Below are 19988 nucleotides of genomic sequence, written 5' to 3' on the forward strand. Positions count from 1 at the left end.
GTTTCAGGAATTGAGTTTTTTATGGACTAAAGTGGGATAAATCAAATAATAAAAAGAGATAACAGTTAAGGTCCCCAGGATGATAATGGTATTAAGCCACTGAGGCATTTCAAGGGCATAACGGGTGATAAAACCTTCCATAAAACCGGCCGCAATGGTAAACGGAATGGTGCTGACAAATATTTTCAAACTGTCGCGTATCCCTATTTTAAATGAGTTCAGACGCGAAAAAGTTCGGGGAAACAGCAATGAAGCGCCGAGGATAAAACCACAGGCGGCTTCCACCACCATGCCAAATATTTCCATACAACCATGAATCCAAATACCGCGAACACTGGCACCAAAAACACCGTGTTGGTAAAAGAAGTACTGAAAGGAACCCAACATAATACAGTTGTAAATCAGAAAAAGAAAAGTACCGATGCCGCCAAAAATACCATACAGATAACTTCGGGCTCCAACGCCTAAATTGTTGGCAGTAATCCCGATAAAACTCTGCACACTGCCACTCGATTTATACACCGCTACCGGGTTTCCTTTTTTGATGTTCTCCAAAGTCATATTCACATAGCCATCGCCTAAAATCAAGCGGACAAAATTCTCGTCATAACGGGCCGATACGACCCCTATGGCTACCGCGGCAAAAAAAATAAGAAACGCATATAGCAAATACCTCCGGTACTGATAAACAGTCAACGGCACCTCGGTTTTGAAAAATTCGATGAATCGGTTTTTCTCTTCTCGTTTGGTTTTATAAATTTTCTGGTAAATTTGTGAAGCTAAATAGTTTAAGTAAACCGTGGTTTTACTTTTGGGATAGTACGTTTGTGCATACGATAAATCATTAACCAAATGAATGTACAAATTTGCCATTTCATCAGGATTTTTTTTAGATTTACCAAAAATTGCCTGTTCAAAGTCAAGCCATTTTTGTTTGTTTTGTTTTATGAATGCAACTTCCCTCATCGAATGCTAAAATAGGAATTATGACACAACTTTCTATAAATACAACACAAAATGTTGTGATAAATTTTTCCGCCGCTTCAGTGGGAGAACGAATAGGGGCTTATCTGCTTGATTTACTGATAAAAATAGCCTATTTCATAGTGATAATAGTGCTCATGAACTATGTTTTTCACATGGATAAAATATTTTCAGGTATGGATCCCTGGACGATTATGGCCATCATTACCGTCATTTCGTTACCCGTCATTTTCTATTCTTTATTCTTCGAAATTTGGCTCGAAGGGCAAACCTTAGGAAAAAGAATGGTAAAAATCAAAGTCGTAAAAATCGACGGCTATCAGGCATCCGTCGGCGATTATATCATCCGTTGGATGTTCCGACTCATCGATATTTCCATCGGCATGGGCATCATTGGTTTGATTGCCATGGTGGTCAACAAAAAAACACAGCGTTTAGGCGATATCTCAGCCGGGACTGCTGTCATTACCTTGAAAAGTAACATTTCAATAAACCATACCATACTCGAAGAAATCGGAGACAATTACCAACCTAAATACCCTTTAGTCATCAAACTGTCAGACAACGATGCCCGCATCATCAAGGAAACATTTCACGTGGCTTTAAAAAATGCCGATTATGTGGTGCTAAACAAATTAACGTCCAAAATCGAACAGGTAACCGGCATTAAAAACGAGTTGGGCAGCACCAAAGAATTTATCCAAACCATTCTCAAAGATTATAATTACTACACGCAAAGTATGTAGTTAGTAGTAATTTTTCACCACATGAAAACATCAAGGAAATATCTATGTTTAATTCTTGTTTTGGCTTTTTTAGGATGTAAACCTAAAACTCAAAAAGCGGAAATAGCAAAGCCAACAGAAAGTAAAAAAGAAAACGTTGAAATTAAGATTCCAAAAAATGTTGATAGTGATTTCAAGGTTTTCCTTAACTATTTTAGTAAAGATTCCATTTTTCAGATTAGCCGAGTTAACTTTCCGCTAAAGGTGATGGAAGTTGACGAGAATAATACGCTTGAGTCAATTGAAAAGACTATATCGAAAACAGAATATACAACACTTGACTTTGAATATCCAAAAGACGCTTTGACAAGAGAATATGATAAATACACCCAAAAAATAAAAACAAACGGAAACAAAGCAATTATTGAAATTAGAGGTTATGACAACGGAATATGCACAGATTTCTTTTTTGAAAAACTAAATGGTAAATGGTTTCTCAAAAGTTGGAACGACACGTCAGACTAAAAAAACTAATGCTAACAGAGCTTTCCCCCGCTACCGCGCGAAACCGAAGGTTCGACGAAGTCAATCTTTCGCTTGGTTGTTACTGAAACCAAGGGTTCAACAAGGTCCATCTTCCACATGGATGCTAACAGAAAGTACTTGAACGTTATTGTTTTTTGCCGGGTAAGAAATAATTGGTAAGTTTGAGTCAGTAAGTGTAGGCAAAGGAAAAGCGTATGTTTTGCAGATGTTTACAAGTTAGCGACAACAAGCATGCAACTACATCTAATGACGATAATCTAAAGAGAATATGTGTCGAATTTATAACACAATTGGATCGCTAAGTTTCATACAATCTCATTTAATAAGAAATGATTTTGACGAATTCCATTCGTTAGACGAATTGATTAATTTTCAGAAAAATTATCACTTTACAGAACAAAAAGTTATTTCAGAACATACTTCAGTAATTCAAAAAGAGAAAGAGAATCTTGAAGAGAATATTGCAGAATTAAACAAAATCATTTTGGAGAGTTCCAATAAACTTGAAGATGAATTAAAACAAAGGCTTTTTAATTTGAATAAACAAATTGAAAATCTACCAGCGCCTAATTCTAATTTTATTTCAATTATCTCAGATTACTATAATAACACTCTTATTTGGACAAAAATTTGGTTAACACCAATTGTATTTCGTATAAAAATTATCAATCTAAAACGAAAGTCTAAAAAATCACTTTACGATAAAATCACACGGTTTAATTTTATAGAAAATAACTTCCAAGAAGCAGTAAAGGAAAGTAGTTCCATAGATTTACAATTACTTCAAAGACAAAGCAAAATAGTTAAAGAAATAAACAATTCGATTTATGGTGCCATTGGTGAACAAAAAGTTGTAAATACATTAGAAAAATTATCTGACGAGTTTATTTTAATTAATGACTTCAGTTGTTGCTTTCAAAACCCAATAAAAAATAGAAACGAGAACGATTTTATAAAGTCAATCCAAATTGATCATTTATTGATTTCACCTTCTGGAATCTTCATAATCGAAACCAAAAACTGGAGTAAACATTCTCAAGAAAAGCTAAATTTATTTTCCCCTGTTCAGCAAGTTAAAAGAACCAACTATGCACTATATAGATTACTGGCTGACAGTATAAAAAAAATAAACGGGAATTTCGCAAAACATCAGTGGGGTGACAGAAAAATTCCAATTAGAAATATTATTGTATTCACTAATGAAAAGCCAACAGAAGAATTTCAATTTGTCAAAATTTTAGGATTGAACCAATTGCTTAGCTATATAAATTACTTTGAACCTTGTTTCAAACCTAACGAAGTAGAAGCCATAGCAGAATTTTTGAAAAAGATTTCTGTTCAAAAAAATATTGTATCAAGGCTTACTGTCAGTAACAACGACAACCTCCGATAGCGCGGATTTGTACTCCGCTCCACCAACAATTTAAAACGCTCCAAAAACCAACTTCAACAGTTTTACCAACTCACTTGGTAGTTTTGCCAAATTACTTCCCGGTTTTACCAACTTACTTCCTGGTTTTGCCAACTTACTTCCCGGTTTTACCAACTTGCTTGTTAGTTTTTACAACTTGCTTGGTAGTTTTTGTAACTTGCTTGGTAGTTTTAGCAACTTACTTGTTAGTTATAGCAACTTGCTTGTTAGTTTTACCAACTCGCTTGTTAGTTTTTGCAATTTGCTTGTTAGTTTTACCAACTTGCTTGGTAGTTTTCGCAACTTGCTTGTTAGTTTTGCCACCTGCATTGATAGTTTTCCCACCTCAAAAACCCATGTGCATACCACGGCTAACCCTAAGAGGTCGCTCTTGTTTCGTTTTAAGTAAATGAATGGGTAGCGTGCAAGGCAAACCAAAAGACAGCCTGTTAATGCACTATGTAAATAAAGCCGTTTAAGGGATTCGGATAGTCAGGGTCATTCAGAAAAAGCAAGTAATAGAAAGTGCCGTCAGTCGATTTTTTCAGTTCAAAACCGTCTCTGACATAGCCATTCCAGTTGCCGCTGTTTGGATCACCGGTCCATATCAAACGACCCCAACGGTTGTAGATTTCAATTCTGTAATCCAGAAAAATATTCTTCAAACCGCCTATATAAAACTCATCATTTTTACCGTCATTATTGGCCGAAATATAATTGTAAACAATAGGCGGACAGTTTCGGGTTTTCAGCTCAAAAGAGGTCAGACTGTAGCAATGCGCATTGTCAATCCGAACAAAAATTTCCTTCGGCGTAGTGGTCGCCTGATAATTAGAAAGATTTAAAATGGGACTCACTTCATGAATGGCATCCTCTGCCGATTCATAAAAATGCACCACATCATCGGGATTTAGTTTCACAGCATCTTCATAGGCCGCAAAGTCAAAAGTCCCCTTGGTAAACCCTTCGTTGCAGGATATCAAAGGGTCCAAAGCAGCAAAGCCCGGAGAATGCCACAGACTTTCAGTAATGGAGTACCCATTATTGTTTTCATTCAGTTCATTCACGATACCGGTGCCATTTCCGGTGTCATCCACCACAAACTGTATTTCAAAATCGGTTGGAGTGCCTTCAGGCAAGTGTAGTGTGATTTGGGAGGACAAAGAACCGTCCACCGGAATCACCGTAGCGGTATAAGTAGTTTGCAGCCATTGTCCATTCACATAAATAGCGATGGGAGTTTGAGCCGGCAGCGAATTGGTACAGTTAAAATTCCCCACAGTATAATGAACGTCAATAGTATTCGAATCACAGACTTTGTCCACACTGTCAATCGTCACCGTGGCATCGGGCAATTGGTTGTTGAGTTTGGTAACTACCGTATTAATCATGATAAAATCCTGAGTAGAGCTCAGTTTGATTTGAGCAGTAGCATCACCCACCTGTATGTAATTCTGAATATCGTATATATCCAAATCCATATTGTAAAGGGTATTGCTCCCCGTCACCGAATTCGTTCCGTTGAACACATTATTGGTGGGATTCAAAGCATTACTAAGGACGTTGTTGTTGAATTGAAAATGTTCAGTCGCCAATAAGGCATCTCCTTCCCAAGCTAAAAAACCAATTTTCGAATTGTTGTTATCCAATACATTCAAACTGTTCAGATTGATGACTAAATCATCCGGAACACCCTGCAACCCATCATAAACGTTAATTTGATTCAACGGCAGTGACGGGTTTTTATAAACGATGACAATGGCCCAGCCGGCAAAATTGGTTCTTCGTTGCAAATGAAGCTCTTCAAACGCGGAAATGTCCAAATCAGACAGGGTATAATCCCCGTTTCCGGTGGCTAACACCTGATTGGTAATGTCTTTAAAAGCACTGAAATAAGTAAAATCAACACCGTTAAAGGTTTTGAGTAAAGAAAATGTTCGGTCGGGGGTAATAGTCTCCGCATTCAGGGTAACTTCAAAATCACCGTCTCCGCTTCCGGCCCAGTAGAGGTAGGCTTTTTCAATCTCATCGGTAGGATTCATGTTCAACGTAGCCGTTGATGAGGTGCCGGTTACATAGGCAAATATGGAATTGTTTTCGGCACTATTCATCGTATTGCCGATAAACGTGAAATCATAGCGTCCGTTAAATTGTTGAAATAAGTTTACATCTTGCCCATAAGCTGAAAAAAAACAGCTTAAGACTGTAATAAACACCAACAAATAACGTTTTAACTTCACTGTTAATTGGTTTAAGGTGTTTAAAATTACTCATTTATTCCTGAAAATCTAATTTTTAACAATCATTAAGGTATTTAAAAATAAATGTTTAATTTTCCAATGTTTAAACAAAACCCGTGAAAAACTATACTGTCAGACGTTTCGAGTCTCGTGATACCGCGCTTTGGAATGCTTTTATTGGCCAGGCTAAAAACGCTACCTTCCTGTTTCACCGCGATTTTATGGACTACCATGCTGATCGATTTCAGGATTTCTCCCTACTTGTTTTTGAAGAAGAACAACTAATTGCCGTTCTTCCCGCTCACATCGAGAACGGGACTGTTTTTTCACATTGGGGACTAACGTACGGTGGGTTTGTTCTTAATGAGGATGTAAGGTTAGGAGAGGCTTTGGAGGTGGTTAGGCAGACATTACGTTTTTTGCATGTAAATGAAATTGAGACCCTGCGGTTAAAATTGATTCCCGGCTTTTATAACAGTTGTTTTGCCGAAGAAATAGAATATGCTTTGTTTTTGGTTAATGCGGAATTAATCCGTAGAGATTGCCTGTCGGTTATAGAATTAACCAAAAAGCATTCGATTTCCAGAATACGAAAAAGAGGCATTGCAAGAGCCAAAAGCAATGATTTAAAGGTTCGGGAAGCAAATGATTTTGAAGTTTTTTGGAATGATTTGTTGATTCCGAATCTTAAGAATAAGTACAATGCCGCTCCGGTTCATAGTCTTGAGGAAATTTGTTACCTGAAAGAAAAATTTCCGGATAATATCAAACAGTTCAATGTTCTTCATCAGGATGAAATTGTAGGGGGGGTAACGGTCTTCATCAATAAAAATGTGGCTCATCTCCAATATGTTTCGGGTACAGATAAAGATAATGAATTGGGTAGTTTAGATTTTCTGTACCATTATTTGATTACCGAAGTGTATCAGGACAAAGATTATTTTGATTTTGGCCCGTCACACGAGAACAAAGGAAAAAATATCAATAAAGGAATACTATATTGGAAAGAGAGTTTTGGTGCTAAAACTACAGTTCAGGATTTTTACAACATTAAAACCGCCAAGCATACACTTTTAGAAAACGTTTTGATATGATAAAGTTTTTAGATTTACAAAAGATAAACATTCAGTATCAGGACCAGTTTCAAAAAAAGCTGCAGTTGATTTTGGAAAAGGGATGGTTTGTTTTAGGCGATGAGGTCAAAACCTTTGAGAGGGACTTTGCCAAATACTGCGGAACCAAACACTGTATCGGAGTGGGAAATGGTTTGGATGCTTTAGTGTTGATTTTTAAGGCTTATATCGAACTTGGAAAGCTTCAAAAAGGGGATGAGGTTATCGTGCCGGCCAATACCTATATTGCCAGTATATTGGCGGTTTTACAGGCTGATCTTGTTCCGGTCTTGGTGGAACCCAAAGCGGAAACGTACAACATTAATCCCAATTTGATTTCAGAAAAAATAACCTCCAAAACCAAAGCCATCTTAGCCGTGCATTTATACGGACAACTGGCCGAAATGGAAGCCATAAACAGCATAGCGGGAGAACACAATTTGCTGGTGATAGAAGATGCCGCGCAGGCGCATGGTGCTGCCATAGGAAATAAAAAAGCCGGAAACTGGGGCAATGCCGCAGGCTTTAGTTTTTATCCCGGAAAAAACCTGGGAGCTTTGGGTGATGCCGGTGCTGTCACAACCAGTGATGCCGACTTGGCCCAAATGATTTTTTCACTCAGAAATTACGGTTCGGATAAGAAGTATCACAACAAATACATCGGAGTGAATTCTCGTCTGGATGAGATGCAGGCCGCTTTCTTGAATGTCAAATTACCTCATTTGGATTCGGAAAATGCGGCACGTAAAGCCATTGCGGCACGCTATACGAGTGAAGTTAAAAACCCTAAAATTAAGTTACCGTATTGGTCTCATTCGGAAGATCATGTGTTCCATTTGTTTGTAATTCAAACCAAGAACAGAGCCGAATTAGAGGATTACATGAAACGAAATCAAGTGGAGACGTTGATTCACTATCCTGTTCCTCCTCACCGGCAACAGGCGTTACCTCATTGGAATTTGCTTTCTTTCCCCATTACCGAAACGATTCATGAGGAAGTAGTAAGTCTTCCTATGAGTTCCGTTATGAGTAAAGAGGAAGTAGACTTTGTGATTGAAACTTTAAATAAATATTAAGTTTGTCAGAAAGTAAAAAAACATATCAGCAAATCCTTAAAACTACTTCACTATTTGGGAGTATACAGGTGATTTCTATTATCATATCGGTTATAAAATCAAAGCTAATATCGGTGCTGATTGGTCCGGTTGGTTTTGGTGTTGCATCATTGTTAAATGCAACACTGAATGTTATTTCAGGAATTAGTGGCTTTGGACTGGAAGTGAGTGGTGTAAAACATGTTTCATCAAACTATGAACATGAAGACAGTACCACCGTCGATAGACAAATTTCAATTATTAGGAAATTAGCATTAGTAACCGGTCTTTTAGGAATGATTTTGGGAATTGTATTCTCAAAGTGGTTGAGTATAATCACGTTTGGAAATCCTAATTATACGTACTCTTTTGCTTTTATTTCCATAACATTATTTTTTAAACAATTAATGTCAGCTGAAATCGTAGTCCTTCAGGGATTGAGAAAACTCAAATTATTAGCGTATGCTAATTTTTATGGTAGTTTAGTGGGTTTGTTGTTTTCTGTACCGCTTTACTTTTACTTCAAAATAGACGCTATAGTACCTGGTATTATACTCGCTTATTTCTTTTCAATGGTTTTTGCCTTTGTGTATACTAAACAAATTAAAATCAAAAAAGTAAGTCTGAAGAATGATAGTTTTATGAAAGAAGCGAAAAGTATCTTGAAATTGGGAGTGGCGCTTACTTTTACCGGGATACTCACTCTTTTGGCTTCTTATTTAATTCAAATATACTTGGCTAAAAACGCAGGAATAGAGGTTGTAGGTTATTATAATGCAGGCTTTACATTGTTGAATTCTTATGTGGGTGTATTGTTTGTTGCTATGAGTACAGATTATTTTCCGAGATTAGCTGCAATTAGTCATGATAATAAAAAAGTAAAAGAGGCCATTTTGCAACAAGCTTTGATAGGTGTTTTGATTATAACCCCCATAATATTAGTGTTTTTTTCGTTCTCTGGTATGATACTGCAAGTATTGTTTTCTGCTAAGTTTAAAGTCATTGCTACAATGGTTTCTATTGGTGTTTTTGGAATGTTATTCAGGGTTGTTTCGTTTTCTATGGGATATGTTCTTTTAGCTAAGGCTGAATCAAGGCTTTTCATGAAAACTGCTGTGGGATTTAATTCATTGTATTTTTTCCTGAGTATATTTGGCTATAAATGGTATGGATTGTCAGGGTTAGGAATTGCTTTTACAGGGTATTATTTTCTGCATTTAATGGTATTGGCAGCTATAGTTTATAAAAAATACAATTTTACTTTTAATAAAGAATTTATAGGCATTTTTGTAGTTTGTGTACTGTTTTGTGCAATCACATTTTTATTTAGAATGATAGAAAATGAGATGTGGAATACAGTTTTATCGGTGGGAATGATTCTGATTTCAAGCTTGTTTTCAATAATTAAAATCAACAATAAAGTTGATATTATTGCTGTCTTACAACAAAAGAAAGACTAAAGAGAATGAATATATTTAAAGAAACATACAGATATTTGGGCAAATGTTACCGAAGAGTAAAATTTTTAACCAAAATAAATTGGATTAAAACCATTTACTTTAATTTTAAAATGTTTCCTTTTCCAACAGCAAAAAAAATGCCGGTCTATTTTTATGGGAAAGTAAAACTTAGTAATATCAGCGGTACAATAATTATAGAAGCGCCAATTAAATCAGGAATGATTGGTTTTGGCCAGCCCTACGAGATTATTACACAATCTAAGAGAACTGCTGAGCTGTTTTTGGAAGGAACTTTCGTTTGTAGGGGACATATTCAGTTTGGTAAAGATTTCTTTGTTTATGTAGCTAAAAGCGCTGTTTTAGAGATGGGACACATGTCCTCATTAGGAAACTCAGGTAAAATTATTTGTTATTATAAAATTACTTTGGGAGATTATTGCCGGATAGGCTTTGAATCTCAGTTGATTGATTCAACAATACATCAGATGATTGATACAGTATCAAAAGACAAATTTCCAATGGTATCAGCTATTGTTTTAGGGAGCTTTAATTATTTTGGGAATAGAATTACGATTATGAAAGATACTGTGACTCCTATGTATTGCTCAATTGCCTCAAGTAGTTTGTGTAATAAAGATTATACACCACTAGGAAAAAATATTCTTATAGGAGGCGTACCGGCGAAATTGTTGAAAAATAATATTTGCAGAGATTGGGAGGAAGAAATCCCTCATTTGAATCAGTGGCTTATTGTATAGAGTGTTCAATATTTATAAAGCAATCGCAGTCTTATCTTTAATTCAATAACTATAAGTTTTAAAACGAGCCAGTAATAAGCATTTTTAAAATTTAAAATCATTTCGTAGTGAATCCGCTTTAAAATGGCTTTATCCTCTTCTCTGGTTCTGTTTAAACAATAAACCTTTTTAATGATGAGGTAGGTCGATAGGTTTATTTTTCTGGATAAAGGACTTTTCTTTCTGTGAAAATTAGTGCCTAGAGAATTCTGAAGTACTCTTTTTTGAAATAGAATCTCGTCAATAAAATCAATCTGGTAAATGCGTGAGGCTCTGATCCAGAAATCAAGATCTTCATAAGCCAAATTTTCATCATACCCATTTAGCTTTTCATAAACTTCTTTTTTTACCATGGCTGTGACTGAGCATAAAGCTTCGTGACCACCGGTGATGATTCTTAAATACTCATCACTGCTTTCTCTTTTATGCAATACTTTTCCGTTTCTGTCTACTTTAAAAAAAGGTTCTATGAAATTCCCTTTTTCGTCTATAAGTGAAGCATTTGCATATACAATCCCCAGATTTTTATTTGTACTGCTCAAAAATTTCTCAACTTGTTTTGTAATACAGTTTGGCAGTAAAATATCATCTGTCGCAAAATCGATAAGGTAGTCTCCTTTGGCTATTTTCAACCCCAGATTGAAGGCTTTAGTATTTCCTAAGTTTTGGGAATTTTTGATAAATGTAATCTCTGGTTTATCAAGCAGCCATGTTTCAATTACAGAAACTGAATTGTCCGTACTACAATCATCAATTATAATGATTTCGATAGAACTATAGTGTTGTGAGAGTACTGAATCGAGACTTTCTACTATAAATTCAGCATGATTATAACATAAACAAACAACACTAATTAGTGGAAATTTTTCCATAAATGAAACAAAACGATTTATATTTGGCAATAAAAGTAGGGATTCAAAAATGATTGAACAACACAAAAAATTTAAAATTGCCTTAATAGGATATCGACTAAGTTCCGGAGGTAGTGACAGGGTGATGGCAAGGCTTTCCCTCTTTTTTGAAAAACAAGGAATAGAGGTGCATAACCTTATTGTTATCGATCAGGTAACTTATCCCTATGCAGGAAAACTGGTTAATTTAGGATTACTCAAGAAATATGGTAACAGCTTATTCAATAGAGTCAACCGCATGCGGGTTTTGAAAAGATATTTAAACGAAAATCAATTTGATTATATCATTGATTTTCGTTTCCGGATAAAACCATTACAGGAGCTTATTTTGGCTCGGTGTATTTACAATACCAAAACAATCTTCACAGTTCATAGTTATCTGATTGACCATTATATGCCCAATTGGTCTTGGTTGACCAGACTGATATACAATCATTCTTACAGCATTGTTGCGGTAAGCAATCAAATAAAATCTCGAATACAGTCTAAGCATCAACTTAAAAATGTAGTTACAATTTTAAATCCAATTGATATTATTGAGATCGATGCCAAAAAAGAGGAATCTATTGATTTGGATTATGAGTATATCATAGCCGTCGGGCAGTTTGAGAACCCATTAAAGCAATTTGATAAACTCATTACCAATTATGCTCTGTCCGATTTACCCCAAAAGAATATTCATTTGGTAATTTTAGGTGATGGGAATGTTGCAAATTTGGAGAGTATAATCACAGCAGCTAAGGCTTCAAAATGGGTTCATTTATTGGGTTACCAAGACAATCCGTTTAAGTATCTTGCTAAGGCAAAATTTTTGGTCCTATCAAGCCAAAACGAAGGTTTCCCTAATGTAATCATGGAAGCATTAGCTGTTCAAACACCTGTAGTGTCATTTGATTGCCCTTCGGGGCCAAAGGAAATGCTTAATGGTAAAAATGGTATTTTAGTTGAAAATCAAAACTGGACTGAACTGATTAATGCCATGAACAGAATGATTAATGATGAGGCTTTTTATGAATTGTGTAAACAAAACAGCAGAGAAAGTTGCAATCCGTTTTTAATCGAAACCATAGGAAAACAATGGATGGATCTGATGAACATAAAATAGGGATTCAACCCTTTCTTACTCAAATTAAAAGATTAAGTTTTTGAAAAGATAGAAATCTATATAGTATTTTTACGCACTAAAAAATATCCAATTTATAAATGAGATTAATTAACATTCCTATAGTTGAAGATGTGTCAGGAAATTTAGCATTTATTCAAAATGACACAGTCCCTTTTGAATTTAAACGGGTTTATTACCTTTATGATGTACCTTCTAATTCGTTTCGTGGAGGTCATTCGCATATTCATCAACAAGAATTTTTAATCCCATTAAGCGGAAGTTTTGAAGTGATTCTGGATGATGGAGTTCAAAGATCTTCCTATGTGTTGGACAAACCGAATGTAGGCTTGTTGATTGAAACCGGAATTTGGCGCGAACTTCAAAAATTTTCCTCAAATGCGGTTTGTTTGGTATTGTCATCAGATGTATTTAAAGAGGAAGATTACATAAGAAACTATGACGATTTTTTGGCGTCTAAAAAATGAAAATTCTTTATATAACCCCAAAAATTAACGATGCTGGAGGTGTAGCAAAAGTATTGTCAATAAAAACGGATTATCTTATCCGGCAGCATAATTACACTATCCATATTGTGACACAGAATGATGGAGGGAAAGATGTTTTTTATGATTATCATCCCAATATTCAACACCACAATATTGTTTTAAAAGGCAATCCCGTTGCTTTTTTATACCAATACAAAAAGCAAATAGAACGCCTAATTAAGGTGGTTAATCCCGAAATTGTTGTACTTTGTGATTTCGGATGGAAAGCTTTTCTGTTTCCTTTTGTAATCAAAACAGCAAAGCCGGTTGTGTTTGAAGTGCATGCGTCAAAGTTCAATGAGCCTGTTGCATATAAAAATAATTGGTTTAACCGTTTGTTACACCAATCAAAATACTTCTTCAGGAATTACAGTATTCGGAAATTTGAAGCTCTCGTCACACTATCGCAAGATGCTTTGGCTGAATGGAATGCTGATAAAGGAATAGTAATTCCTAATCCTATTGTTGTAAACAACATTTCGCTACCTGATTTAGAATCAAAAAAAGTGATAGCAGCCGCTCGCTACTCCTATGAAAAAGGGTTAGATCGATTGTTGCGTATTTGGCAATTGGTAATTGTAAAGCACCCAGATTGGGTATTGGAAATTTACGGTAAAACTTCAGATGGTTTACCTCTGGAAAAAGTAGCTGAAAATTTGAATATTGAACATTCTGTCCGCTTTTTAACCCCGGTAAAAAATATAGAAGAAAAATATAGTGATGCTTCTATCTATGCAATGACTTCCAGGTCTGAGGCCTTTGCTATGGTAGTTTTAGAGGCGATGTGTTGTGGCTTACCGGTTGTTGCATTTGATTGCCCGGTAGGTCCAAGGGCTTTAATTAAAGATAAAGAAAACGGCTTTCTGATTGAAGATGATAACATCGTTGCCTATGCTAATCAGCTAATACTTCTTATGGATAGTTTAGAGTTGAGACAGAAAGTAGGAGCAAATGCCCTAAAGATGAAAGCTAAATATTCCTTGGACTTTGTGATGAACCAATGGCATGAGTTTTTTCAGCAATTTTTGAAATGATTTAGAATGCTAAGAAATCTTTGTGTTTTATCATTTCAAAACATTCGAATTTTTCAGTGGCAAAAGGGTGCTGTAAAGTGGTCTCTATACTAATTTCAGGCAAGTCTTTCTCTGCCAATCCGTTTTTTATAAAAAATAAATTGTTTCCGTATTCGTTAGCACCAATCAAGCGATATCCTTTTTTCTTTCCTAATTTTTGCAAAGCCAAACCGGAAGCACCATAATAGTAGTTGTTTGTTACATCTCCCTTAAAGTCTGCCTGATAGGGTACCACCAGATTTTGTACCCCAAAGACGACCTGACTTTCAATCATGACCACTCTGGGTTGAATAACATCCAACGCTTCCCAAATCCAGTAATCGTTGCCGTCAATATCTATGGATAAAAAATCGATTTCCCCTTCAAAACCGTGACTTTTCAAGAGTTGGTTCACATTGTCTTTGGTCAAAAAACAAGCCGCAAATTGGGGTTTATAACTCCAGGTATCGGGTGTTTTTTTATAAAAGCGTTGTCCTATTTCCAACAGTTTTTTGTCACCGTCCACAAACAGACCTTTCCAGTTAAAATGTACTGCCAAATTAGCACAATTGCTGTTTACACAATCATTCGAACCCAAATCGACAAAGGTTTTGGTTCCCATCCCGATAAGTGAAAATATATATAGCAGCTTGCCATCTTCTTCAAACTGTGAAAAAACTTTAAATCCGGTTTCATTAAATTGAGGTAAAACAGAGTTGCGTTGGCAATCTTTGTAATAATGAAACAATTTCACTTGTTGAATTTGGGTCGAACATGATAGTTGAGAACTAAGCTTAAGTTTATAAAAATATTTCTTCAGAAAATAGGTTATTGTTTTTTTAAGCATAGTGTATTTATTTATTTCAAAAGTAATTTAATTTCGCCGGAACATCAAAAATATGTTACTTTTGTTAGCCTTTTATGTCCAACAAACCGCTACATATCATAAGCTTTGATAATCCGTATCCGCCCAATTACGGTGGAGTTATAGATGTGTTTTACAAGCTTAAAAGTTTACATGAGTTGGGGTTTGATATTTATTTGCACTGTTTTTATCAGGACCGTAATACCGTTTCCGATGAACTGAAAGCCATCACCAAATCGGTTCATTTGTATAAAAAAAACAGAAACCCGTTATTCCTTTTCTCCTCCTATCCGTTTGGCGTTAAATCCCGATTTTGTCAAAGTTTGGTCCGGAATATCAAGGCTGTTGAAGCGCCTGTTTTATTCGAAGGCCTGCAGTCAACCATGCTGTTGCATCAAACGGAACTTAACTGTAACATGTACCTCCGGATGCACAATCTGGAATCCAATTTTTACGCGGGTATGTCGCGCAGTGAAACCAATTGGCTGAAGAAAATCATGTATTATTTCGAATCGCGGAAATACAGAAAGTACGAAAGACAATTGAGTCATTTTGAGCAGGTTTTTACGCTTTCGGTTTATGAAAATGAACAGGTGAAAAAATGGGCGGATAACGTTGTTTATATTCCTGTTTTTCACGGAAATGTGCATGTAAAATCCTTTTCGGAAAAAGGCGATTATGCCTTGTATCACGGCGATTTACGATTGCCGGACAATAAAAAAGCCGCGCAGTTTTTGATTCGGCTTTTTCAAAAAATTCCCGATTACCAATTGGTTATTGCTTCTTCAAACGGAAAAGATTTTGTAGAACAACAACTGAAAAACGATCAAAACATAACTTTTGTTACCCTCAAAAACGAAGACCATCTCGAATCAATGTTGGCTAATGCACACATCAATGTGTTGCTGTCTTTTCAGCAATCGGGCACCAAACTGAAATTGGTCAACTCGCTTTTTAAAAGCCGGTTTTGTCTCGTAAACGAAAATATGGTAGATGACAAAGACATTCTTACTCTTTGTGAACAAGCGACAACAGAGGCTGATTTCATCTTCAAAATAAACGAACTGAAAAACCGTCCGTATCAGGATAATGATAAACGAAATATGGTTTTGGCAAGAGTTTTAAATGATGCTAAAAACGCTGATACACTCAGCAAATTGATAGCAAATGGTTAGCTTAAACGGTTTTTTGGACCACTTCAAAAATAGTATTGTCTTCGCACTTCAGCGTTTTGGCCGGGAATTTCATAATCACGGCGTAGTCGTGGGTGGCCATAATTACCGTTTTCCCGTTCTCGTTGATTTTTTTCAAAACAGCCAATACTTCCGCACTGGTTTGCGGGTCTAAGTTTCCGGTAGGTTCATCGGCCAAAATCAGTTCCGGGTCGTTCAACAAAGCCCGGGCAATAGCCACGCGCTGCTGCTCTCCACCCGAAAGCTGGTGCGGCATTTTGTTCGCAATACCTTTTAATCCCACTTTTTCCAAAACATCAATGATTTTGTTTTGCATTTCGGCCATGTCTGTCCAGCCGGTGGCTTTGAGTACAAACAACATGTTTTCATTCACACTTCTGTCGGGTAACAAAAGGAAATCCTGAAATACAATACCAAGTTTTCTTCTCAAAAACGGAATGTCATTTTCCTTCAGATGAGCCAAATCATAGCCCACGATGGTTCCTTCGCCTACCGTCAGCGGCAAATCGGCGTAAAGTGTTTTCATAAAACTACTTTTTCCGGTACCGGTTTTACCAATGATATAAAGGAATTCTCCTTCCTGAACTTCAAGGTTAACCTGAGATAAAATCACTCTGTTTTCCTGATAAATCGTTACGTTTTTTAGCGATAAAACTGTTTGTGACATGAGTTGTTGGGTTTATTGGGTAAAAGTAATAAAGATAAGGTTTGTATTCAAAATATATTTTTAAAATTCAGTCTTGAAAGGAAAGAGCGAAAGACGTCTATCAGCTCTCATCTTTTCGTCTCTCATCTTTTTATCTCTCATCTCAAAAAAAATTGTTTACAACAATGTTTATAATAAAAGAGGCAGTTTTCACGTTATAGGTATTAGGATACTATTTTTGAAAAAGTAAAAGATAAAAACTATGCGTAGAGTTTCAATGTTATTATTTCTGTTGTTGCTAACAGGAATTTCAAGGGTTTACGGACAACAGTCGGCTATTTACACTAACCCTTTATCCGACTTTGACAACGCACTGCTGTTGTACAAGGACAAACAATACCAATCGGCTCAAATTCTCTTTGAAAAAGTTAAACAAAACAATAAAGACCAGGATGTTCAGGCGGATTGCGCATACTATGTTGCCAATTGCGCCATTCATCTCAATCAGAATAATGCCGATGAACTGATGGAGCAATTTGTGGCAGACTATCCTACCAGTTCCAAACAAAATCAGGCCTACATTGAAGTGGCACAGTACTATTTTGAACAGGGAAAATACCCGCAGGCCATGCAGTACTTTGACAAAGTAGACGAGAGCGCCCTGACCTATGAGCAATCTGAAAAATTCACTTTTCAAAAAGGCTATGCCTACTATACAGCCGGAAACAAAAAGGAAGCAACCAACTACTTCAACAAAGTGGCCAATTCCAAAGAATACGGTTCTCAGGCCAAGTACTATCTGGGGATGATGTCGTATGAAGGCGATAATTATCAGGAAGCCAATAAGTATTTTGAACAAATCTCTGACGATGAGAAGTACAAAGATAAATTGTCTTATTTTCAGGCGGATATGCACTTCAAGCTGGGCGAATTCCAAAAAGCGATTGATTCAGGAGTCGCGGCCATGCCACAATCCACGGCAGCTGAGAAGTCAGAGTTGAACAAAATCATCGGAGAAAGTTATTTCAACCTGCAGCAATATGATAAGGCTCTACCGTATTTAAAAGAATATCGCGGTAAAAAAGGGAAGTGGAACAACACCGATTTCTACCAATTGGGGTATGCTTACTACCAACAAAAAGACTATGAAAATGCCATTTTACAGTTCAATAAAATCATTGATGGTAACGACTTTGTGGCGCAAAACGGCTACTACCACTTAGGGGAATGCTATTTCAAAACCGATAAAAAACAACAAGCTTTGAATGCGTTCAAAAGTGCTTCCGAAATGGATTTTGATAAAAAAATCCAGGAAGATGCGCATCTGAATTATGCCAAACTCAGCTACGAAATAGGGAACTCCTATCAGTCGGTGCCGGACGTATTGGCTTCGTTTTTGAATAAATACCCGAACTCTCCAAGCAAGAATGAAATTGAGACCCTGCTCATCAATTCGTACATCACGTCTAAAAACTATAAAGACGCCCTGACGTTATTGGAAAAAAACAATTCGGCGGAGAATAAAGTAGCGTATCAAAAAGTGACCTTCTACCGCGGTATCGAGTTGTATACCGATGGCAGTTATCAGGAGGCGTTAAGTATGTTTAAGAAATCCATCGCCACACCGCGAAACGAAAAGTTCACCGCCAGAGCTACCTTCTGGAAAGGAGAAACAGAGTACGGACTGGACAATTTCAACGAGGCTTTGTTGAGCTTCAAACAGTTTGTAGGCTATGCTGAAGCAAAGAATACTCCGGAATATAAAAACATTAACTACAACATTGCTTACGCTTATTTCAAACAAAAAGAGTACGACCAGGCCGGCAATTATTTCCAAAGTTTTATTGAAGGGAATAAAGACGACAAAGTGCGTTTGAACGATGCGTATTTGCGTTTGGGAGACAGCCGTTTTGTTTCGTCAAAATACTGGCCGGCGATGGATGCCTACAACAAAGCCATTGAAATGAAAGGTATTGATGCCGATTATGCAGCCTTCCAAAAAGCACTGAGCTATGGTTTTGTGAGCCGAAATGACAAAAAGATTGATGATTTCAATAAGTTCCTTACCAACTTTAAAACATCACAATACCGCGATGACGCTTTGTTTGAATTGGGGAATACCTACGTGACGGAAAACAAAACCGATTTGGCTATAAAGACATACGACCAGTTATTGAGTGAATTCAAAAACGGAGCTTTCTCAGCCAAAGCTGTGTTGCGTCAGGGATTGGTGTATTACAATGCACAAAAAGACGAGCAGGCCATTGCCAAATTCAAAAAAGTAGCTTCTGAATATCCGAGAACGCCCGAAGCCTTGGAAGCAGTTTCAACCGCACGTCTGATTTACATGGACAACGGGAAAGTAGATGAATATGCTTCTTGGGTCAGAACACTCGACTTTGTTGAGGTTTCTGATGCCGATTTGGATAACGATACCTATGAAGCTGCTGAAAAGCAATACCTGCAAAACAATACCAAACAGGCCATTTCAGGACTGAGCAGCTATGTGTCCAAATTCCCTAACGGCATTCATGCTTTGAAGGCAAACTTCTATTTGGCACAATCGTATTATGCTGACGGTTTGGAAAGCAATGCCGTGGCCAATTATGAGTATGTCATCAGCAAGCCGCGCAATGAGTTTACCGAACAGTCGTTGGCCCGCTTGTGCGAAATCCATTTGAAAAAAGACGATTATGCCAAAGCCATTCCGGTATTGCAACGCTTGGAAACCGAAGCAGAGTTTCCGCAAAACGTAACCTTTGCCCAAGCCAATTTGATGCGTGCCTATTACGACCAAAAAGACTATGCCAATGCGGTAGTGTATGCCGATAAGGTATTGGCTAATCCGAAAACCGACAACAAAATCAAAAGTGATGCACAAATCATAGTAGCCCGTGCAGCCATCCAGGTGAATGATGAAGCCAAAGCCCGTACCGCTTATGCCAAGTTGCTCACCATTGCCAAAGGAGAGTTGGCTGCTGAAGCCTTGTATTATGATGCGTATTTCAAAAATAAAGACGGAAAGTATGAAGAGTCAAACAAAACCGTTCAGAAACTGGCCAAAGACTATTCAGGGTATAAATATTTTGGTGCCAAAAGCTTAATTGTGATGGCTAAAAACTATTACCAGATGAAAGACAATTTTAGTGCCACTTCTATCTTGGACAGTGTGATTAAAAACTTTGCGACGTATACTGATGTAGTCGCCGAAGCACAAACCGAGCTGAATGCGATTAAAGGTGAAATTTCTAAAACGAATTCCTCAATAGAGAAATAGTTCAAAGACAATAGAAGAATTTCAA

17 protein-coding genes are annotated in these 19988 nt (G+C 36.8%); 12 read left to right on the plus strand and 5 right to left on the minus strand.

All coding sequences use genetic code 11. From position 1 onward, the window contains the following. Positions 1-3: 3 nt before the first annotated feature. A complete protein-coding gene (locus ACSVH6_RS10380; RefSeq protein WP_438078194.1) occupies positions 4-966 on the minus strand; it encodes a stage II sporulation protein M in 963 nt (320 codons plus the stop codon). Positions 967-1022: 56 nt separating this feature from the next. On the opposite strand from ACSVH6_RS10380, the gene ACSVH6_RS10385 reads away from it, so the two are divergent. The 3 genes from ACSVH6_RS10385 (at position 1023) to ACSVH6_RS10395 (ending at position 3648) form a co-directional block, all read left to right on the plus strand. After that, the gene (locus ACSVH6_RS10385) at positions 1023-1730 is read left to right on the plus strand and encodes an RDD family protein (RefSeq protein WP_438078196.1); all 708 of its coding nucleotides are present in this window, start codon (positions 1023-1025) and stop codon (positions 1728-1730) included. Between the two features lie 21 nt (positions 1731-1751). Next, a complete protein-coding gene (locus ACSVH6_RS10390; protein WP_438078198.1) occupies positions 1752-2234 on the plus strand; it encodes a DUF4348 domain-containing protein in 483 nt (160 codons plus the stop codon). Positions 2235-2523: 289 nt separating this feature from the next. Beyond that, the gene (locus ACSVH6_RS10395) at positions 2524-3648 is read left to right on the plus strand and encodes a nuclease-related domain-containing protein (protein WP_438078200.1); all 1125 of its coding nucleotides are present in this window, start codon (positions 2524-2526) and stop codon (positions 3646-3648) included. A gap of 467 nt (positions 3649-4115) precedes the next feature. Here the strand turns inward: ACSVH6_RS10395 and ACSVH6_RS10400 are convergent, their stop codons facing one another. After that, positions 4116-5906: a gliding motility-associated C-terminal domain-containing protein gene (locus tag ACSVH6_RS10400; RefSeq protein ID WP_438078202.1), complete on the minus strand. Its 1791-nt coding sequence runs from the start codon at positions 5904-5906 to the stop codon at positions 4116-4118. A 116-nt stretch (positions 5907-6022) separates the two neighbouring features. On the opposite strand from ACSVH6_RS10400, the gene ACSVH6_RS10405 reads away from it, so the two are divergent. The 4 genes from ACSVH6_RS10405 to ACSVH6_RS10420 are packed head-to-tail and all read left to right on the plus strand — an operon-like array spanning position 6023 to position 10330. Then, on the plus strand, positions 6023-7000 hold the full coding sequence (locus ACSVH6_RS10405) for a GNAT family N-acetyltransferase (RefSeq protein WP_438078204.1): 978 nt from the start codon (positions 6023-6025) through the stop codon (positions 6998-7000). Then, positions 6997-8094 (plus strand): DegT/DnrJ/EryC1/StrS family aminotransferase, encoded by a 1098-nt coding sequence (locus ACSVH6_RS10410; RefSeq protein ID WP_438078206.1) that lies wholly within the window; start codon positions 6997-6999, stop codon positions 8092-8094. Before ACSVH6_RS10405 ends, ACSVH6_RS10410 begins: the two co-directional genes overlap by 4 nt. A 2-nt stretch (positions 8095-8096) precedes the next feature. After that, the gene (locus tag ACSVH6_RS10415; RefSeq protein ID WP_438078208.1) at positions 8097-9572 is read left to right on the plus strand and encodes an oligosaccharide flippase family protein; all 1476 of its coding nucleotides are present in this window, start codon (positions 8097-8099) and stop codon (positions 9570-9572) included. A gap of 5 nt (positions 9573-9577) precedes the next feature. After that, positions 9578-10330 (plus strand): acyltransferase, encoded by a 753-nt coding sequence (locus ACSVH6_RS10420; RefSeq protein WP_438078210.1) that lies wholly within the window; start codon positions 9578-9580, stop codon positions 10328-10330. Between the two features lie 5 nt (positions 10331-10335). Here the strand turns inward: ACSVH6_RS10420 and ACSVH6_RS10425 are convergent, their stop codons facing one another. Beyond that, on the minus strand, positions 10336-11241 hold the full coding sequence (locus ACSVH6_RS10425) for a glycosyltransferase family 2 protein (protein ID WP_438078212.1): 906 nt from the start codon (positions 11239-11241) through the stop codon (positions 10336-10338). Positions 11242-11290: 49 nt separating this feature from the next. On the opposite strand from ACSVH6_RS10425, the gene ACSVH6_RS10430 reads away from it, so the two are divergent. The 3 genes from ACSVH6_RS10430 to ACSVH6_RS10440 all read left to right on the plus strand — a co-directional run bounded on the left by ACSVH6_RS10430 (position 11291) and on the right by ACSVH6_RS10440 (position 13964). Further along, the gene (locus tag ACSVH6_RS10430) at positions 11291-12385 is read left to right on the plus strand and encodes a glycosyltransferase (protein WP_438078214.1); all 1095 of its coding nucleotides are present in this window, start codon (positions 11291-11293) and stop codon (positions 12383-12385) included. Between the two features lie 98 nt (positions 12386-12483). Beyond that, entirely contained in the window at positions 12484-12870 is a 387-nt protein-coding gene (locus tag ACSVH6_RS10435) for a sugar 3,4-ketoisomerase (protein ID WP_438078216.1), read from the plus strand. Next, the gene (locus ACSVH6_RS10440; RefSeq protein ID WP_438078218.1) at positions 12867-13964 is read left to right on the plus strand and encodes a glycosyltransferase family 4 protein; all 1098 of its coding nucleotides are present in this window, start codon (positions 12867-12869) and stop codon (positions 13962-13964) included. The genes ACSVH6_RS10435 and ACSVH6_RS10440 overlap by 4 nt, the downstream gene beginning before the upstream one ends. 1 nt (position 13965) lies before the next feature. On the opposite strand, the gene ACSVH6_RS10445 is transcribed toward ACSVH6_RS10440, so the two are convergent. Further along, positions 13966-14736: a hypothetical protein gene (locus ACSVH6_RS10445; RefSeq protein ID WP_438078220.1), complete on the minus strand. Its 771-nt coding sequence runs from the start codon at positions 14734-14736 to the stop codon at positions 13966-13968. A gap of 167 nt (positions 14737-14903) precedes the next feature. Here ACSVH6_RS10445 and ACSVH6_RS10450 point away from each other — a divergent pair, with 167 nt between their 5' ends. Beyond that, positions 14904-16022, plus strand: a complete 1119-nt coding sequence (locus ACSVH6_RS10450; protein WP_438078222.1) for a hypothetical protein — start codon at positions 14904-14906, stop codon at positions 16020-16022. Between the two features lies 1 nt (position 16023). On the opposite strand, the gene ACSVH6_RS10455 is transcribed toward ACSVH6_RS10450, so the two are convergent. Continuing rightward, positions 16024-16707 (minus strand): cell division ATP-binding protein FtsE, encoded by a 684-nt coding sequence (locus tag ACSVH6_RS10455; RefSeq protein WP_438078224.1) that lies wholly within the window; start codon positions 16705-16707, stop codon positions 16024-16026. Between the two features lie 241 nt (positions 16708-16948). Between ACSVH6_RS10455 and ACSVH6_RS10460 the strand changes: the two genes are divergently transcribed. Beyond that, the gene (locus ACSVH6_RS10460) at positions 16949-19963 is read left to right on the plus strand and encodes a tetratricopeptide repeat protein (protein WP_438078225.1); all 3015 of its coding nucleotides are present in this window, start codon (positions 16949-16951) and stop codon (positions 19961-19963) included. Positions 19964-19988: the final 25 nt, after the last annotated feature.

The organism is Flavobacterium sp. XGLA_31, assembly GCF_051547105.1.
Classification (GTDB): Bacteria; Bacteroidota; Bacteroidia; order Flavobacteriales; family Flavobacteriaceae; genus Flavobacterium.

Bases quoted from the DNA above. Each gene is read 5' to 3' on its own strand.
- ACSVH6_RS10380 (WP_438078194.1), bottom strand. From the start codon at position 966: ATGAGGGAAGTTGCATTCATAAAACAAAACAAACAAAAATGGCTTGAC.
- ACSVH6_RS10390 (WP_438078198.1), top strand. From the start codon at position 1,752: ATGAAAACATCAAGGAAATATCTATGTTTAATTCTTGTTTTGGCTTTT.
- ACSVH6_RS10395 (WP_438078200.1), top strand. From the start codon at position 2,524: ATGTGTCGAATTTATAACACAATTGGATCGCTAAGTTTCATACAATCT.
- ACSVH6_RS10410 (WP_438078206.1), top strand. From the start codon at position 6,997: ATGATAAAGTTTTTAGATTTACAAAAGATAAACATTCAGTATCAGGAC.
- ACSVH6_RS10420 (WP_438078210.1), top strand. From the start codon at position 9,578: ATGAATATATTTAAAGAAACATACAGATATTTGGGCAAATGTTACCGA.
- ACSVH6_RS10425 (WP_438078212.1), bottom strand. From the start codon at position 11,241: ATGGAAAAATTTCCACTAATTAGTGTTGTTTGTTTATGTTATAATCAT.
- ACSVH6_RS10430 (WP_438078214.1), top strand. From the start codon at position 11,291: ATGATTGAACAACACAAAAAATTTAAAATTGCCTTAATAGGATATCGA.
- ACSVH6_RS10435 (WP_438078216.1), top strand. From the start codon at position 12,484: ATGAGATTAATTAACATTCCTATAGTTGAAGATGTGTCAGGAAATTTA.
- ACSVH6_RS10440 (WP_438078218.1), top strand. From the start codon at position 12,867: ATGAAAATTCTTTATATAACCCCAAAAATTAACGATGCTGGAGGTGTA.
- ACSVH6_RS10450 (WP_438078222.1), top strand. From the start codon at position 14,904: ATGTCCAACAAACCGCTACATATCATAAGCTTTGATAATCCGTATCCG.
- ACSVH6_RS10455 (WP_438078224.1), bottom strand. From the start codon at position 16,707: ATGTCACAAACAGTTTTATCGCTAAAAAACGTAACGATTTATCAGGAA.
- ACSVH6_RS10460 (WP_438078225.1), top strand. From the start codon at position 16,949: ATGCGTAGAGTTTCAATGTTATTATTTCTGTTGTTGCTAACAGGAATT.